The sequence below is a fragment of the Mycobacterium paraffinicum genome (genome assembly GCF_025822865.1).
Taxonomy (GTDB): Bacteria; Actinomycetota; Actinomycetes; order Mycobacteriales; family Mycobacteriaceae; genus Mycobacterium; species Mycobacterium paraffinicum.
The window spans coordinates 84,340-100,748 of sequence record NZ_JACKUR010000023.1 but is presented as its reverse complement, the minus strand read 5'-3'; the positions used below and the strand labels follow the sequence as shown (position 1 = coordinate 100,748).

18 protein-coding genes are annotated in these 16,409 nt (G+C 67.7%); 4 read left to right on the top strand and 14 right to left on the bottom strand.

Annotated elements, in window-relative coordinates:
• The 4 genes from H7J89_RS12690 to H7J89_RS12675 form a co-directional block, all read right to left on the bottom strand.
• On the bottom strand, positions 1-729 hold the full coding sequence (locus H7J89_RS12690; protein ID WP_264044035.1) for a cysteine hydrolase family protein: 729 nt from the start codon (positions 727-729) through the stop codon (positions 1-3).
• A gap of 101 nt (positions 730-830) precedes the next feature.
• Complete coding sequence (locus tag H7J89_RS12685) at positions 831-1,421, bottom strand: TetR/AcrR family transcriptional regulator (protein WP_264044033.1); 591 nt, start codon at positions 1,419-1,421, stop codon at positions 831-833.
• A 54-nt stretch (positions 1,422-1,475) separates the two neighbouring features.
• Positions 1,476-2,216 (bottom strand): glucose 1-dehydrogenase, encoded by a 741-nt coding sequence (locus tag H7J89_RS12680; protein ID WP_264044031.1) that lies wholly within the window; start codon positions 2,214-2,216, stop codon positions 1,476-1,478.
• A 17-nt stretch (positions 2,217-2,233) separates the two neighbouring features.
• Positions 2,234-3,334 (bottom strand): NAD(P)H-dependent amine dehydrogenase family protein, encoded by a 1,101-nt coding sequence (locus H7J89_RS12675; RefSeq protein WP_264044029.1) that lies wholly within the window; start codon positions 3,332-3,334, stop codon positions 2,234-2,236.
• Between the two features lie 110 nt (positions 3,335-3,444).
• Here H7J89_RS12675 and H7J89_RS12670 point away from each other — a divergent pair, with 110 nt between their 5' ends.
• Entirely contained in the window at positions 3,445-4,338 is an 894-nt protein-coding gene (locus H7J89_RS12670) for an alpha/beta hydrolase (protein ID WP_264044027.1), read from the top strand.
• 22 nt (positions 4,339-4,360) lie between these two features.
• Here the strand turns inward: H7J89_RS12670 and H7J89_RS12665 are convergent, their stop codons facing one another.
• The gene (locus H7J89_RS12665) at positions 4,361-4,984 is read right to left on the bottom strand and encodes a TetR/AcrR family transcriptional regulator (protein ID WP_264044025.1); all 624 of its coding nucleotides are present in this window, start codon (positions 4,982-4,984) and stop codon (positions 4,361-4,363) included.
• Between the two features lie 165 nt (positions 4,985-5,149).
• Between H7J89_RS12665 and H7J89_RS12660 the strand changes: the two genes are divergently transcribed.
• The gene (locus H7J89_RS12660) at positions 5,150-5,275 is read left to right on the top strand and encodes a hypothetical protein (protein ID WP_007167223.1); all 126 of its coding nucleotides are present in this window, start codon (positions 5,150-5,152) and stop codon (positions 5,273-5,275) included.
• A 4-nt stretch (positions 5,276-5,279) separates the two neighbouring features.
• On the opposite strand, the gene H7J89_RS12655 is transcribed toward H7J89_RS12660, so the two are convergent.
• From H7J89_RS12655 to H7J89_RS12640, 4 genes are all read right to left on the bottom strand, one after another.
• Positions 5,280-6,707: an NAD(P)(+) transhydrogenase (Re/Si-specific) subunit beta gene (locus H7J89_RS12655; RefSeq protein WP_264044020.1), complete on the bottom strand. Its 1,428-nt coding sequence runs from the start codon at positions 6,705-6,707 to the stop codon at positions 5,280-5,282.
• A complete protein-coding gene (locus H7J89_RS12650; RefSeq protein WP_067204774.1) occupies positions 6,704-7,033 on the bottom strand; it encodes an NAD(P) transhydrogenase subunit alpha part 2 in 330 nt (109 codons plus the stop codon). Before H7J89_RS12650 ends, H7J89_RS12655 begins: the two co-directional genes overlap by 4 nt.
• A gap of 10 nt (positions 7,034-7,043) precedes the next feature.
• Positions 7,044-8,138: a Re/Si-specific NAD(P)(+) transhydrogenase subunit alpha gene (locus H7J89_RS12645; RefSeq protein ID WP_264044017.1), complete on the bottom strand. Its 1,095-nt coding sequence runs from the start codon at positions 8,136-8,138 to the stop codon at positions 7,044-7,046.
• A 226-nt stretch (positions 8,139-8,364) separates the two neighbouring features.
• Positions 8,365-8,826: a nuclear transport factor 2 family protein gene (locus H7J89_RS12640; RefSeq protein ID WP_264044015.1), complete on the bottom strand. Its 462-nt coding sequence runs from the start codon at positions 8,824-8,826 to the stop codon at positions 8,365-8,367.
• A 149-nt stretch (positions 8,827-8,975) separates the two neighbouring features.
• On the opposite strand from H7J89_RS12640, the gene H7J89_RS12635 reads away from it, so the two are divergent.
• Together H7J89_RS12635 and H7J89_RS12630 are read left to right on the top strand one after the other, a co-directional pair.
• Complete coding sequence (locus H7J89_RS12635) at positions 8,976-10,196, top strand: acyl-CoA dehydrogenase family protein (RefSeq protein ID WP_264044263.1); 1,221 nt, start codon at positions 8,976-8,978, stop codon at positions 10,194-10,196.
• Positions 10,189-11,010, top strand: coding sequence for a tyrosine-protein phosphatase (locus H7J89_RS12630; protein WP_264044013.1), 822 nt, complete (start codon positions 10,189-10,191; stop codon positions 11,008-11,010). The genes H7J89_RS12635 and H7J89_RS12630 overlap by 8 nt, the downstream gene beginning before the upstream one ends.
• 29 nt (positions 11,011-11,039) lie before the next feature.
• Here H7J89_RS12630 and H7J89_RS12625 read toward each other — a convergent pair whose 3' ends face one another.
• The 5 genes from H7J89_RS12625 to H7J89_RS12605 all read right to left on the bottom strand — a co-directional run bounded on the left by H7J89_RS12625 (position 11,040) and on the right by H7J89_RS12605 (position 16,351).
• Positions 11,040-11,900 carry an SDR family oxidoreductase gene (locus H7J89_RS12625; RefSeq protein ID WP_264044011.1) on the bottom strand — a complete coding sequence of 287 codons (861 nt, stop codon included), beginning with the start codon at positions 11,898-11,900 and terminating at the stop codon, positions 11,040-11,042.
• A 54-nt stretch (positions 11,901-11,954) separates the two neighbouring features.
• Positions 11,955-13,382, bottom strand: a complete 1,428-nt coding sequence (locus H7J89_RS12620) for an aldehyde dehydrogenase family protein (RefSeq protein WP_264044009.1) — start codon at positions 13,380-13,382, stop codon at positions 11,955-11,957.
• Between the two features lie 131 nt (positions 13,383-13,513).
• Positions 13,514-14,440 (bottom strand): class I SAM-dependent methyltransferase, encoded by a 927-nt coding sequence (locus tag H7J89_RS12615; RefSeq protein WP_264044007.1) that lies wholly within the window; start codon positions 14,438-14,440, stop codon positions 13,514-13,516.
• Entirely contained in the window at positions 14,440-15,372 is a 933-nt protein-coding gene (locus tag H7J89_RS12610) for a class I SAM-dependent methyltransferase (RefSeq protein WP_264044262.1), read from the bottom strand. Before H7J89_RS12610 ends, H7J89_RS12615 begins: the two co-directional genes overlap by 1 nt.
• Positions 15,373-15,409: 37 nt before the next feature.
• Positions 15,410-16,351, bottom strand: a complete 942-nt coding sequence (locus H7J89_RS12605; RefSeq protein ID WP_264044005.1) for a class I SAM-dependent methyltransferase — start codon at positions 16,349-16,351, stop codon at positions 15,410-15,412.
• Positions 16,352-16,409: the final 58 nt, after the last annotated feature.

The following is a 16,409-nucleotide window of genomic DNA, read 5'->3' as shown; positions in this document are numbered from 1 at the left end:
TTATCGAATACTTTCGGGCGCAACCCGTTTCACGAGCCGCGCGACGGTTTCGGCAGTTGTCCAGACGGCGCTGGCGAGGAACCGGAAATTCACCAGGGCCGCGAGGTAGCCATCACCCTCAGGTAAACGCGGGCCCGCGGTGGCGTCCTTGACGACGACGACCTCGAAGCCCTGCTCGATGAGCTCGCGCAGGTGGCCCTCGACGCAGAGGTTGGCGGCCATCCCCGCTAGGACGACCTGGTTCACGCCCCGCTTGCGCAGCTGAAGCACCAGGTCGTTCGATTCCGGACCGACGATCTTGTGGGGGGAGGCGATGACGGTCCGGCCGTCGTGGATGTGGTCCCGGTACTCGGGCAGGAAGTCTGCGCCGGAGCCGACGAATCCGTCCGCCTCGTAGGCGCTTCGGCGCGCGAACATGCCGACGGAGTCCATGAACTTCTCCAGCGGATCACCGAACCGCCACTGCTTGTCGGTGGGAAAGAAGTAGTGCGGTGACACGGCGACGGTGAGGCCCGCCCGCTTCGCGGCGTCGAGAAGCTCGCCGATATGGGCCACAGTGCCGTTGTCGCGGATGCTGTCGCCGAAGGCCGGCCACGCGGCGCCGTCGGGGCTGAGGAAGTCGATCTGCGGATCGGTGACGACCAGCGCGGCGTGCTCGAAATCGAACGCGAAGCCCGAAGGCGGCAGCGCGGGATCCTGTGGGTCGGCATAAGTGGCCGGGTCCGTCATCGGGGCCGTCCTCGTGGTCGCAATCGGTTCATGTCAAGAATATAGATGACCAGTCGTCTATTTAACAACCACGCAGCGCCCCGCATTCCTCTCGCCGAAATTCAGTGCAAGAGCGCCGGGACCGTAACCGCTTCGAACCGGTCGTACGGCATGCGACTCCGGGTCACCTTGCCACGCAGGGCCGCGCCCTCCCACGCCTCGATGAGCTGTGCGGCGAGTTGACCCGCGTCGAGGTCCCTGCGAATAGCCCCCGCACCATGCTGGCCGGACCGAACGCAATCGGTGAGGGCCGTGCCCCAGCGCTCGAGAATCCGGAGAAGCTCGGCGCGCACCGGGTCACTGGTTCCGCCGAGTTCCAGCGACAGGTTGCCGACCAGGCAGCCCAGCAGGAAGTCGCCGGCCTCGTGTTCATCGGCGAGGGCGTGGAAAAAGCGTGTGATCCGCTCCTGCGCCGGCCCGTCGGCAGCGAGGATCGGCAGCAGCCGCGCCTCGATATCGGCCCAGTAATGGGCGAGGATCGCCGCCGCGAACGCCTCTTTGCTCGAAAAATACGCGTAGAACGAGCCTTTCGGCACGCCGGCCGCGTCGGTGATGTCCTTGACCCCGCTGGCGGAGAATCCGCGCGCGTGCACGAGCCCGAGCCCCGCCGCGAGCAGGCGATTGCGGACCTCCGGATTCGGCGGGCGCGGCATACGCTCGATATTAGCCGACCGGTCACCTACCTTTGCCGGTCGCACTTTCCGCCGCTAGAACTCCTTGTGATTCACATCGGTGATCAGGCCACCGTCCATCACGAACTCGCTGCCGGTGGCGTAGGACGACTCGTCGCTGGCCAGGAAAAGCACGAACGTCGCGACTTCCCGAACCTCGCCCGGACGCCCGAGCGGGATCGTCACCATGTCCTCGGGCAGGTGCGCGGTCATCGGGGTGCGGATGAATCCCGGGTGCACGGAGTTCACCCGGATGTTGTGCGGCGCCAGCTCCAACGCCGCCGACTTCGCCAGCCCGCGCACGCCCCACTTGGACGCGACGTAGGGGTGTACCATGGGCGCGCCGCGCAGGCCCTCGATCGACGAGACGTTGATGATCGAGCCGCCCCCGGCTGCGATCATCGGCTCGACCGCAACCCGCATGCCCAGGAATGTCCCGGTCAGGTTGACGTCAATCACCTTCTGCCACTTGGCCAGATCGAAGCTCTTCAGCGGGCCGAGCGCGACGGTGCCGGCGTTGTTGACCAACACGTTGAGCTTGCCGAATTCCCCGATCGCGGTGGCGACGGCGGCGTCCCACTGGTCGGGCTGGGTAACGTCGAGGTGCACATAGCGCGCGGCGTCGCCGATCTCGTCGGCCAGCGCCTTGCCCTGGTCGTCCAGAATGTCGCCGATAACGACCTTGGCGCCTTCCTCGACCAGCAGGCGCGCATCTTCGGCTCCCATACCGCCGGCGCCGCCACTGATGAGCGCTACCTTGCCGTCTACCCGACCCACGTGGGTCTCCTTTCGATTCAGGTGGTCACCAAAGTGCTTGGTGCGTAAAGGCCTTTGCCCGTTACCAGCGGCAAATCCAGTGTGGTCCGGATGCCCGGGGGTGCGGCGATCACGGCGGGGATCGCGTTGACGACGCGGCCCGCGGCGCCCGCGATCGCCGCGTGGTTGTGGTCGCCCTTGCGGCTGCTCGGGATGATGTCGACGGCATACGACGGCTCGCCGGTGATCTCCACGCGGTACGAGCCGTCGCCCGCGGCGGGCTGGGGCAGGTCGGGACGCAGGTCCGGCCGCAACCGCGTGACGTGCTCGATGACGACGGCGGGGTGACCCTTGACCATGCCGCGAATCTCGAATTGCAGCACGGCCACGGTGCCCTTGGCAACGTGGCCGACCGCGATGTCGAAATCCTCGGGCGCGGGCTCGCGCTGGTAGGACTCGGTGATCTCGTCGACCTCAATGCCGAGACCAGCCGCCAGCTGACGGATCGCGGTTCCCCAGGCGATGCTGAGGATGCCCGGCTGCAGCAGCATCGGGATCTCGTCCATGGGCTTGGCGAATCCCATGTAGTCCATGACCTCGGTCCCGTTGTACGACGCGTAGTCGTGAATCTCCATGCAGCGCACCTGCTCGATGTACTGACAGGTGCCGGCGAGCGCGAACGGGATCAGATCGTTGGCGAATCCCGGGTCGACGCCGCTGATGAAGATGCTCGAATTGCCCTGCTTGGCAGCGTCTTCCACCCGGCCGATGTACTTGTCGGGCATCACGCCCCACGGGTACTGCAGCAGCCCCGGCGAGGACCCGACGACGTTGACGCCGGCCGCCAGGATGCGCATGACGTCGGCCATCGCGTCGGGCAGGCGGGTGTCGCCCATGGCGCAGTACACGACGCACTCGGGCTTGGTGGCCAGCAAGGCGTCGAGGTCGGAGACGGCCGTGACACCCGTGACGACACCGGCCTCGAGGCCCACGCCGCACAGCTCGCCCGCATCCCTGCCCACCTTCTCCGGGCTGGACACGCACACGCCCGTCAACTCGAACTGCGGGTTGGTGATCAGCTCGGCCAGAGCCAACCCTCCGACGTTTCCGGTACCGATGTGCGCGACGCGGATCGCCATGAGAGTCTCCGTCCTTTGAGCGCTCAAAACTTTTCTAGACACTAGTCCATTAAATTTGTGGCGCATACCGGCGGACTGAGCGTCGTATCGCCGGGCAGAATGACTCGCTGATGGCACAGCGTGAAGACGTCCGATTCCCCTCCGGTGGCGATTTGATCAGCGCCTGGCTCTACCGGCCGCCGGGCAGCGGACCCGCGCCGTTGTTGGTGATGGCGCACGGGCTGGGCGGGGTGCGCAGCATGCGGCTCGACGCCTACGCCGAACGATTCAGCGCGGCCGGTTACGCCTGCCTGGTGTTCGACTACCGCAACTTCGGCGACAGCGAGGGCCGGCCGCGCCAGTTGCTCGACATCGGGCTGCAGCTCGCCGACTGGGCCGCCGCGGTCGCCTACGCCCGCACCCTCCCGGGAATCGATCCCGAGCGAATCGCCCTGTGGGGCACCTCTTTTGCCGGCGGGCACGTGATCGCCACGGCCGCCCGGCTGCCGGGCATCGCCGCCGCGGTGGTCCAATGCCCCTTCACCGATGCCGTCGCGTCGATACGCACGCTGTCCCCGCTGATCTTCTTGCGCGTCGGCATTCTGGCCGCCCGCGACCTGCTCGCCGCCCGCCGCGGAAAACCACCGGTGATGGTTCCCACGGTGGGGAAGCCGGGCGAGGTCGCGCTGATGAACGCGCCCGACGCTTACCCGGGTTACCTGAGACTGGTGCCCGACGGTGTGGACGTCCCCCAGCAAGTGGCGGCCCGAATCGCGTTGAAGATCATGGCCTATCGCCCGGGACGCCTCGCGTCCAAGATCACCTGCCCGATCCTGTTCTGCGTGTGCGAAGCCGATTCGGTGGCCCCCGCGGCGGCGACGCTGCGCCATGCGGCCAGGGCCCCGCGCGGTGAGGTCAAGCTCTATCCCGAAGGGCATTTCGCGATCTACGTCGGCGAGGCGTTCGAGCGTGTCGTCGCCGATCAACTCGCCTTCCTCGACAAGCACCTCAAGGGCGCTGCATAGCCGGGCCGGGCGAAGCAGCCCCCTAGGGCCCGAGCGGGGAACTCGTCCGGATCGCCTCGTCGCGGATCAAGCCGCGCAGCAGTGCGGTGCTGAACTCGGCGGCGATCTCCTTGGCGCTGCGCCGCCCGCTCGGCCGCAGCCACCGGTAGGCGCCGAGCGTCATGCCGATGTATCCGAGCGCCAGCACGTGGGAGTCACACTGGTAGAACTCGCCACTGGCGATCCCCCGGTCGATCAGGCCGTGGACGTGCTCGTAGACCTGGGTTTCCTTCTCCCGGACCGCCGCAACCTGTTCTTCGGTGAACCACTCGGCGATGTAGGGCGCCTCCTGGAAGTAGACGGCGGCCCGCTCGGGGTTGGCGGCGATGCCGGTGAGCAGCCGGACCGTGTACTGGTAGAGCGCCTCGCGGGCCGTCCAGGACGGATCGTCGTGGACGGCGGCCAACGTGCCCTCGGCGGCCTGCTGATAGATGTCGTAGAGGATCAGGGACTTACTGGCGTAGTAGTGGTAGACCGTCGCCTTGTTCAGGCCGATCACGTCGGCGACGTCATCCATCCGGGTGCCGTGGTAGCCGCGGGCGGCGAACAGCTTGGTGGCAACAGCCAGCAGCTCCTCGCGCCGCGTTAGTCCGCTCTCGGATGGCATCTGTCCTCGCTATCGTCACTGCCGGGCGGGGCGCTGGGGTGCCGGGCAAGGCCAATTATCAATCAACTGGTTGGACAGTTTAGGCAAATGCCAGGTGTCGCCCCGACGAGGATGGGACTAGACTCGCTTTTCGAAAGCTCAAGTCGCGACTGGAGGGGTGGCCTCATGGATCCGAGCCCGGACTACGACGCTAGCGACGAAATCGAGTTCTTCTTCCGCTACGTGCCCTGGGGTCTGCGCGGCGTCGTCGACGGCAACGGCTACCCGCCGCCCGCCTACCCGCCGGTCTAGGCGCCTACAGAGCTTTTAATTCCTCGGCGACCTCGGTCACCGACTTCTTCGCATCCCCGAACAGCATCGTCGTCCCGTCGGCGTAGAACAGCGGGTTGTCGATGCCCGCGAATCCGGAGTTCATCGACCGCTTGAGCACGATCACCGACTTGGCCTTGTCCACGTTCAGGATGGGCATGCCGTAGATCGGGCTGGATTGCTCGTTGCGGGCCGCCGGGTTGGTGACATCGTTCGCGCCGATGACGATCGCGACGTCGGTGCGCGCGAACTCGTCGTTGATGTCGTCCATATCCTTCATGGCGTCGTAGTCGACCTCGGCCTCGGCCAGTAGCACGTTCATGTGCCCGGGCATCCGCCCCGCGACCGGATGAATCGCGTACTTCACCGGCACACCCTTGTCCTCGAGCAGGCTGGCCATGTCCTTGACGGCGTGCTGGGCCTGGGCGACCGCCAGCCCGTAGCCGGGAACCACGATCACCTGGTTGGCGTATGCCATCTGGATCGCGGCGTCGGCCGCCGAGGTCGCCTTGACGTGCTTGTCGCCGCCGTACCCTCCCGCGCCCGGGGCCACGCCCCCACCGCCGAAGCCACCGGCGACGATCGCCGGGATGGACCGGTTCATGGCCTTGGCCATGAGGTTGGTCAGGATCGAACCGGACGCACCGACGATCATGCCGGCCACGATCATCGCGGTGTTGTTGAGCGCCAGGCCCGCCGCCGCGGCCGACAGCCCGGTCATCGCGTTGAGCAGCGAGATGACCACCGGCATGTCGGCGCCACCGATCGGCAGCACCACCATCAGGCCGAGCACACCCGCGGCGACGAGGAGGCCGATCATCCACCAGAGCGACGCCCCGCCGGTGCCGGGATGGGCGTGGATGCCGACGATGACCGCGGCGGCCACCGCCGCCACCAGCAACAGCAGGTTGATCGGTTGCTGAAGCTTGCCGAAGCCGATCGGCGAGCCGGAGATGATCTCCTGCAGCTTGCCGAAGGCGATGATCGATCCCCAGAACGAGATCGACCCGATGATCGCGGCGAACAGCGACGCGACCACGATGTGCACGGTCGGCGACTCCCCGTGCTGGAAGGCCGAAAAGCCTTTGGTCTCAATGAATTCCGCCAGCGCGATGAGCGCGACCGTGCCGCCGCCGACGCCGTTGAAGAACGCCACCAGCTGCGGCATGGCGGTCATCTTGGTCAGCCGCGCCGGCGGCACACCGAGCACGACACCCACGACCAGGCCGGCGATGATGAGCACCCACGACTCGGTGTGCCGGATCTTGATCAGGGTCGCCGTCACCGCGAGGGCCATGCCGACCGCGGCGATCAGGTTGCCCCGCACCGCCGTCTTCGGGCCGGTCAGGCCCATCAGGCCATAGATGAAGAGCGCGAACGAGATGATGTAGAGAACGGTGACTAGGTAGTTCATTTCACCGCCAGGTCGTCGGTCTTGGCGGGCACGGCTTTCTTCTTGCCCTTGAACATGCCCAGCATCCGGTCGGTGACGATGAAGCCGCCGATCACGTTGAGCGTCCCGAACACCACCGCGACGAACAGGATGATCTGCACCGCCAGCGACGGATGCTCAACCTCGCCGAAAACCACCAGCGCGCCGAGCACCACGATGCCGTGAATGGCGTTCGTTCCGGACATCAGCGGCGTGTGCAGCGTGTTGGGCACCTTGGAAATGACCGCGAACCCGACAAACCCGGACAGCACCAGGATCGCCAGATTGGCCAACAACTCGTCGTACATGTAGTCCTCTCTAACCGGCCGCGGACGTCCGGGTGACGCACGCCGCCGCGACGACCTCGTCGTCGAAGTCGGGGGCCAGCTTGCCGTCTTTGATCAACAGTTCCAGGAGCGCCGTGATGTTCTTGCTGTAGAGCTCGCTGGCGTGCTCGGGCATGGTCGCCGGCAGGTTCAGCGGCGAGGCGATGGTGACGTCGTGCTTGACGACCGTCTGCCCCGGCTCGGTCAGTTCGCAGTTGCCGCCGGTCTCCCCCGCCAGGTCGATCACCACGCTGCCGGGCTTCATCGACTCCACCGCCGCGGCAGTCACCAGCCGCGGCGCGGGGCGCCCCGGGACCAACGCGGTGGTGATCACCACGTCGAACCCGGCGATCGCCTTCTCCAGGGATTTCTGCTGCTGGGCCCGTTCTTCTTCGGTGAGCTCGCGGGCATACCCGCCCTCACCGGCCGCGTCGATGCCGATGTCGAGCCACTGCGCCCCGACCGAACGGACCTGGTCGGCCACCTCGGGGCGCACGTCGTAGCCGGAAGTGCGCGCCCCTAGCCGTTTGGCGGTCGCCAGCGCCTGAAGCCCGGCCACCCCGACGCCGAGCACCAGCACGCTGGCCGGCTTCACGGTGCCCGCCGCGGTCGTCAGCATCGGGAAGAACCGGGTCGACTCGGAGGCCGCCAGCAGAACGGCCTTATAGCCGGCCACGTTGGCCTGCGAAGAGAGCGCATCCATGACCTGGGCGCGCGAGATGCGCGGGATAGCCTCGAGCGCGAACGCCTGCACCCCGGCCTCGGTGAGAGCGCCGATCGAGTTGTCGGCGTTGCGCGGTGCCAGGAACCCGATCAGGGTCTGCCCGCGGCGCAACTTGGCCACCTCTTCTTTGGTCGGCGGTGCCACCTTGACGACGACGTCGGCGGCCCAGGCGTCCCCGATGCTGGCGCCCGCCTCGGTGTAGAGCTGGTCCGGAAGCAACGCGCCTTCGCCCGCACCCGACTCGACCACTATGCCCATACCGCTGCTGATCAGCGACGCCACCGCCTTGGGTACCAGTGCGACCCGTCGTTCGTCGGCCCCGGACTCGGCGACCACCCCTACCGTCGTCTGCGCATCTGTCATGGCGCGTACATCTGCTTCCCGCACTTTCCTGCCGTTTGATGTGCCGCTGGCTGGCCGCACGCTTCGCTACCTTAACGCCTGCCCGATTTCGCCCCGGATGTGCGATCGACCGGGGCGGGATACCGCCGGCGCGGCAGACGGACTCCCGTCGATGGTTCGTTACCCGAGGCGCAAGCAGTAGCGGCCGCGGCGTTGTGGACCCACAAGACGGTGTTGTGGCCCGTGGCTACCAGAGCGGGATGTCCTGCCCGTGCTCCGCAACCGGCCGGGGCCCGAAGTAGCGGCGTTCGGACTCGTCGATCCGCACGTCGTTGATGCTGGCCTCGCGGCGCGCCATCAACCCCGACGGCGAGAACTCCCACAGCTCGTTGCCGTAGCTGCGAAACCACTGGCCGCTCGCATCGCGGCACTCATACTGAAACCGCACGGCGATGCGGTTGCCGTGGAAGTCCCACAAGCTTTTTCGCAACGCGTAGTCGAGCTCGCGCTGCCACTTGCGGGTCAGGAACGCCACAATCGCGTCGCGGCCCACGACATGTTCGTCGCGGTTGCGCCACCGCGAGTCCGGCGTGTACGCCAGGCTGACGCGGTGCGGATCGCAGGTGTTCCACGCGTCCTCGGCGGCCTGCACCTTCTCCAGGGCAGTCTCAGAGGTGAACGGCGGGAACGGCGGACGGGATTCGGTCATGGCGTCCATCGTGGTCGTCGGAAACCGCGACACATAAAGGTTGGTGACGACACGCCGCCGCGGGTCGCAATGGTTTATGTCTCGCGCGCTCGGCGACCTGAAACGGGCCATCGTGGCACGTGTCCTATGGTGGCGGCATGGACTTCGCGATGTCGGCCAAAGCCAACGATTACCACAAGCGATTGACCGACTTCATGACCGAGTACGTCTTCCCGGCCGAGGCCGAATACGACAAGTACCGTGACGAGGCCGGCCCGAACGATCACACGGTTCCGCCGATCGTCGAGGAGCTGAAGACCAAGGCCAAGGAGCGCGGCCTGTGGAACCTGTTCCTGCCGGCCGAGTCGGGCCTGGCCAACCTGGAATACGCGCCGCTGGCCGAGATCACCGGCTGGAGCCTCGAGATCGCCCCCGAGGCGCTCAACTGCGCGGCGCCCGACACCGGCAACATGGAGACCCTGCACCTGTTCGCCACCGAGGAGCAGCGCAAGCAGTGGCTGGAGCCGTTGCTCAACGGTGAGATCCGCAGCGGCTTTTCGATGACCGAGCCGGCGGTCGCCAGCAGCGACGCCCGCAACATCGAAACCTCCATCGTGCGCGACGGCGGCGACTACGTGATCAATGGCCGCAAGTGGTGGACCTCCGGGGCGTCCGACCCGCGCTGCAAGATCCTCATCGTGATGGGCCGCACCAACCCCGAGGCCGCGAGCCACCAGCAGCAGTCGATGGTGCTGGTGCCGGTCGATACGCCGGGGGTGACGGTGGTCCGCTCCACCACCGTGTTCGGTTTCCAGGACCAGCCGGGGCACTGCGAGATCATCTACGACAACGTCCGGGTACCCGTCACCAACCTGCTCGGCGAAGAGGGCGGGGGCTTCGCGATCGCGCAGGCCAGGCTGGGGCCGGGCCGCATCCACCACTGCATGCGTGCGCTGGGCGGCTCCGAACGGGCGCTGGCGCTGATGGTGGACCGGGCGCAGAACCGGGTGGCGTTCGGCCGCCCGCTGGCCGAGCAGGGCGTGGTCCGGGAGGCGATTGCCAAGTCCCGCAACGAGATCGACCAGGCGCGGCTGTTGTGCGAAAAGGCGGCGTGGACCATCGACCAGCATGGGAACAAGGCCGCCCACACGTTGGTCTCGCAGATCAAGGCGGTCGCGCCGCAGGTGGCTTGCAACGTCATCGACCGTGCGATTCAGGTGCACGGGGCCGCGGGCGTCAGCGAGGACACGGTGCTGGCCCGCATGTACGCCTGGCACCGGGCGATGCGGCTCTTCGACGGTCCCGACGAGGTACACATGCGGACCATCGCGCGCGCCGAGCTCGGCCGGGAGAAGTCTCCCCTCGCCGCGGCGGTCACCGCACATGAGTAAGGCCGCCCTCCGCGAGTTGCCCGGCGCGTGGAACTTTCGCGATGTCGCCGACGGCGCGGGCGCGCTGCGGCCGGGCCGGCTGTTTCGGTCCAGCGAGCTGAGCCGCCTGGATGACCACGGCCGGGCGACGCTGCGCGAGCTGGGCATCACCGACGTGGCCGACCTGCGCGCGACACGGGAGGTGGCCCGCCGCGGGCCCGGCCGCGTGCCCGACGGCGTCGACGTTCACCTGCTACCATTCCCGGACCTCGCCGACGACGCCGGTGAAGGCGACGAAGCCCCCCACGAACACGCGTTCCGGCAACTGATGACCAACGGCGATCCCGACGAGTCCATCAATGACACCGCCGCCCGCTACATGGTCGACGAGTACCGCCAGTTCCCCACCCGCAACGGCGCCCAGCGGGCGCTGCACCGCGTCGTCACGCTGCTGGCCGCGGGGCGGCCCGTCCTCACGCACTGCTTCGCGGGCAAGGACCGCACCGGCTTCGTGGTGGCGACGGTGCTGGAGACCGTCGGCATCGATCGCGACACCATCGTCGCCGACTACCTGCGCAGCAATGACGCCGTCGGGGAGCTGCGGGTCCGCATCTCCGAGATGATTCAGCAGCGCTCGGAAACCGAACTCACACCGGAGGTCAGGACTTTCACCGAGGCGCGGCTGTCCGACGGTGTTCTCGGCGTGCGCCCCGAGTACCTGGCCGCCGCGCGCGAGACGATCGACGAGCAATTCGGTTCGCTGGACGCCTATCTGAGCGACGCGGGCATCACCGAGGCCGACGTGGATCGACTACGTCAGGCGCTGCTGGCCTGACTCGAACCACGCGGCCCCGGCGCTGACCGTTACAGCTTGAAGTTGGCTTGTTTGGCCGCGGACAGGTCGTCGATCTCCGACCAGTGCGAGGCGACATCCTCGACCGTCGGCGGCTTGTCGAAGTTCGCGCCCTCGTTCTGGAACAGGGCCACCCGCTGCACCTTGCCTCCGCCGACAACGAAAACCGAAGCGGTGTTGGGGTTTTCCTCGGTGCACAGGTAGGCCACCACCGGCGCGACATACTCGGGCGTCAGCTTCTCGAGCACCTCCTTGGGGAGGATGTCCTCGGTCATCCGGGTGGCGGCGATCGGCGCGACGGCGTTGGCGTGGATGTTGTACTTCGCCCCCTCCTGCGCCAGCGTGTTGATCATGCCGACCAGGCCGAGTTTGGCCGCGCCGTAATTGGTCTGCCCGAAGTTGCCGAACAGGCCGCTGGTGGAGGTGGCGACGACGATCCGCCCGTAGCTCTGCTCCCGGAAATGCGGCCAGGCGGCGCGCAGCACGTTGTACCCGCCGTACAGGTGCACCTTGAGCACGGCGTCCCAGTTCTCGAACGTCATCTTGTGGAAGGTGCCGTCGCGCAGGATCCCGGCGTTGCTCACCACGCCGTGCACGGCGCCGAACTCGTCGAGCGCCGTCTTGATGATGTTCGCGGCGCCCTCGGGCTCGGCGACGCTGTCGTAGTTGGCGACTGCCCGGCCACCAGCGTCCTTGATCTCGTTGACGACGTGGTCGGCCATATTGTGGCCGGCGCCCGTGCCGTCACGGGATCCACCCAGGTCGTTGACTACGACGCTGGCCCCCTCGCGGGCCAGGGTCAGGGCGTATTCACGGCCCAGCCCCCCACCGGCTCCGGTGACGACGATAACGCGATCCTGCACTCCGGGCATCAGGTTCCTCTCTACGGTGAAAAGTACGGTCTAGCAAGCGATTTGGAGCAGTGGTCAGAACATCCGACGGGCCATCTTGAAGGCCCGCGCCGTGTACGGCGGGTAGATGAAGCTGGACAGGTCGGGCCGGGTCGGCTTGGTCAGCACCGACTTGCGGTGACTGAACTCCTCGAAGCCGTAGCGGCCGTGATAGGCGCCCATGCCCGATGCGCCGACACCACCGAACGGCAGCTTTGCCGTCGACACCTGGAAGGCGAGGTGGTTGACCAGCATGCCGCCCGCCGGCACCTCCTTGATCACTCGTTCGCGGGTCTCGCGCGTCTTGGTGAACAGATAGGCGGACAACGGCTTGGGCCGCGAGTTGATGAAACGTATTGCGTCATCAAGGGATTGGACGGTGATCACCGGCAGCACGGGTCCGAAGATTTCGTTCCGCATCAGCGGCCCGTCCGGATCGGGGTCGACCACGACGGCGGGCTGGATGCGCAGGCTCGACGGGTCGCATTTGCCGCCGACGACGACCTTGCCGTCCCCGCCGGCCAGATAGCTGCTGATCCGGTCGAACTGACGCTGGTTGACGATCCGCATTCCGTTGGGCTTGTCCGACGTGAACTTCGTGATGGCCGCGCCGATCTTGCTCACCAGCTCATCGCGAATCTTGGCGTCCGCCAACACGTAGTCGGGGGCGACGCACGTCTGGCCGGCGTTCAGCAGCTTCATCCAGGCGATCCGCTTGGCCGCCACGTCCACGTCGGCGTCGGCCGCCACGATCACCGGGCTCTTGCCGCCGAGCTCCAGCGTGCACGGGGTCAGATGCGGGGCGGCGCCTTCGTAGACCTTGCGACCGATCTCGGTGCCGCCGGTGAACAGCAGGCGGTCGAGGCCCTGCGCGATGAGCTCCTGGCTGACCGAACCGTCGCCCTCCACCACGGCGATCGCGTCGTTGTCGAGGTACTTGGGCACCAGCTCGGCCATCAGGTGCGCGGACGCCGCGGCGATCTCCGAGGGCTTGAGGATGACGGCGTTGCCCGCGGCGATCGCGCCGACGGCCGGGCCCAGCGTCAGATAGAACGGGTAGTTCCACGCGCCGATGATCAGCACGGTGCCGTAGGGCTCGTATTCGATCCAGCCGCGGCCGGGGAGCTGCGGCATCTCGAGCAGCTGGTATTTGCGGCGCGTCCACTTGCGTACCCGCTTGGCCGCATACTTCGCTTCGCCGGCCGTGGTCGCGATGTCGGCGATGAACGCCTCGAACGGGCTGCGGTCGAGATCCGCGGCGAGAGCGTCCGCGATGGCCGCTTCGTTCTCTTCCATCAGCTTGGCCAGCTGCAACAACTGCCGTTTGCGCCACTCGACGTCGCGGGTGCGCCCGCCGGCGAAGGTCTTGCGCAGCCGCGCGACGGTCGCGGGAATGTTCGCCGGCTGAGGTGCCGTCGCGCCGTTGGCGGCGGATGTCGTGGGTGTAACCGATTCGGTGGTCATCGTTGTCCTTCCCCTGCTTCGGTCATCCCGAAGCGCCCGCTGCTCGTCGCACGAGCGCTCATGGGTGATAACCGCGATCCTAACCATCCGGTTGGGAGAGCAGTAGAAAGGATCTGGCCCGGCGAACCGGCTCAGGGTTTGGACGCCGTCACGAAGCTGTTCGCGAACGGCCGGTCTTCCGGTTGCGGCGCACGGCCCAGCCGCTCGCCCTCCTCGCGCGCGCTCACCGCGCTCGTGGTCCAGCCGTGCGCGCCGAACCACTCGGCGCAGTCGGGCCGGCCCTCATCGGAGAACCAGAGGTCGAAGGGGTTGAACGAGGTGTCTTGGCCGCGCGCTTCGCGCTTGGCCCGCAGTTCCTGCCATCTCTGCTCGGCCTCGCGGCGCTTCTCCTCGTCGACTCCGAAGTTCTCCACCGCCACCCGGCTGCCCGGTCCGCTCAGCGCATCGATGGAGGCGAACAGCGCCTCCTGCGCCGCCGCGGGCAGGAACGGCAGCAGTCCCTCGGCCAGCCACGCCGTCGGCCGGTCCGCGTCAAAACCGGCGTCACGCAAGGCCTTTGGCCAGTCATGGCGCAAGTCGACGGGCACGGGCCGGCGGTCGGCGGTGGGCTCGGCGCCGTGGCTCGCCAGCGTCTCGGTCTTGTACTCGAGCACCTTGGGCAGATCGATCTCGTACACCACGGTGCCGGCCGGCCAGTCCAGCCGGTAGGCACGCGAATCCAGGCCGGCGGCCACGAGCACGACCTGCCGGATACCGGCCGTCACGGCGTCGGCGAAGTACGCATCGAAGAAGTGGGTGCGCACCGCCTGGTAGTTGATCATGTGGTTGGGGTCCGGGGCGTAACCACCGGAGTCGTCGTCCGGCTCGCCCGCCCACCAGGCAGCCACCTGCTCGCGGACTCCGGCCAGCTCGGGCGTGGAGACCAGCGGCTCGGCGAACTGGTCGCGGATGAGCGGTGAGTCGCTGGAGGTCTCGGCGGCACGGGCCAGGGCGACCATCACCGCGGTGGCGCCGACGCTGGTGGCGATGTCCCAGGAGTCGTCCAGCGAGCGGGGCATTACAACCGTTCGGCGATGACGAAGTCGGAGAAGGCGTCCTTGTCGTCGGACAGCGGGACGTTCTCGATCCAGCGGCCCAGCCGGCGCATCTCGTCCGTCGAGCGCTGCGCCCGAGCACGCCAGCCGTGGTTGTTCAGCCAGTCGGTGACGTTCGCCCGGTGGTCGTCGCGGTACATCAGCTCGCCGACGTCGACGGTCTCTTCGATGCCCAGCTCGTCGGCGACCTTCCTGAACCGCTCGCGCATCTGCTGCCGGCGCTCGTCGGCGTGCGCGGGCGCGGTTTCCGCCGAGACCCGGCTTCCGGCCGGGCTCAGTTCGCCGATCTGGGTGAACAACCGGTCCTGCGCCTCGGCCGGCAGGTACATCAGCAGGCCCTCGGCCAGCCACGCGGTCCTCGCCGTCGGGTCGAAGCCCGCGTCACGCAGCGCGGCCGGCCAGTCCTGCCGCAGGTCGATGGCCACCGCGCGGCGCTCGGCCGACGGCGTCACGCCGTTTTCCGCCAGTGTCGCGGACTTGTACTGCAAGACCTGGGGCTGGTCGATCTCGTACACCACGGTGCCGGCGGGCCAGTCGAGGCGGTATGCGCGCGAATCCAGGCCCGACGCCAGGATCACCACCTGCCGGATTCCTGCGGCGACGGCGTCGTTGAAGTAGGTGTCGAAGAAGTGGGTGCGCACCGCCTGATAGCCGCGCATGTGCTCGAGCTGCGCCGCGGAGTCGGCGTCGAGGGATTCGATCTTGGCCGCGACGTCGGGGTCGAGCATGTGCTCCCACAAGACCCCGGCACCGGCGTTGGTGACCAGAAGCTTGGCGTACGGGTCGCGGATGAGGGCGTCGGTCCGTTCGGTTTCGACGGCTCGGGCGGCGGCGACCATCACCGCGGTACTGCCGACGCTGGTCTTGATGTCCCAGGTGTCGTCGTGGGTGCGCAGTGAGCTCATTGAGTTGCTCCTTGATCCTCGGGCGAAGTCAGGCGGTCGGCTCGCCGAAGTGCGCCCGCAGCAGCACGCTGCGCACGGCGTCTTCGGCCAGGTCTTCGGGTACCGGGCGGCCCAACCGGGCCATTTCCTCGCGGTTGTCCACGGCCCGCACCTGCCAGCCGTGGTCGGTCAGCCACTGGGCCGCGTCGGAACGGTCCGGCTCGTGGTAGGTCAGCGCCTGCACGTTGACGTCCAGGCCGAGCCGCTCGCGCATCCGCAGCCAGCGCTGCGAATTGCTCCGCGAGTTCAGGCCGAACGCCTCGATGGCGACCCGGCTGCCGGGGGCGCTCAGAGCGGTGAACATCTCGAACAGACGGTCTTGCGCGTCGCTTGGCAGGTACGGGAGCAAGCCCTCCGCGAGCCAGGCGGTCGGTCGCGTGCGGTCGAAGCCCGCCGCGGCCAACGCCGCGGGCCAGTCGTCGCGCAGGTCGACGGGGACAGGGCGGCGGCTCGCGGCGGGGGCGGCGCCGTGCTGCTGCAGGATTGCGGTCTTGTATTCCAGCACCTTGGGCTGGTCGATCTCGTAGACCGCGGTGCCGTCCGGCCAATTCAGGCGGTAGGCCCGCGAGTCCAGGCCGGCGGCCAGGATGACCACCTGCCGAATCCCGGCCCGCACGGCGTCGGCGAAGTACTCGTCGAAGAAGTGGGTGCGCACGGCCTGGTAGTCGATGCCGATCCGATGCGCGCGGCGGCCCTGCTCGTCGCCGTCGAGCCACGCCAATTCGGGATCGGTGAGTCGGGCCCATGCCGGGCCGGCCGACGAGACCAAAACGCGGGCGAATTCGTCGCGGATCAACGGGTTGCTTCCGGCGGTTTCCGCCGCGCGCGACGCGGCGACGCCCAGCGCGGTGGCACCGACGAGTTCGGTGATGGCCCAGCTGTCGCCGGCGGATCTCAGGGAAGGCGGTAACGAAGCGTCCACATCAGTCATGACGGGACCATGTTACCGGGATAAGTTAGTTAGCCTATACGCTTTGTGCGCAACTTCA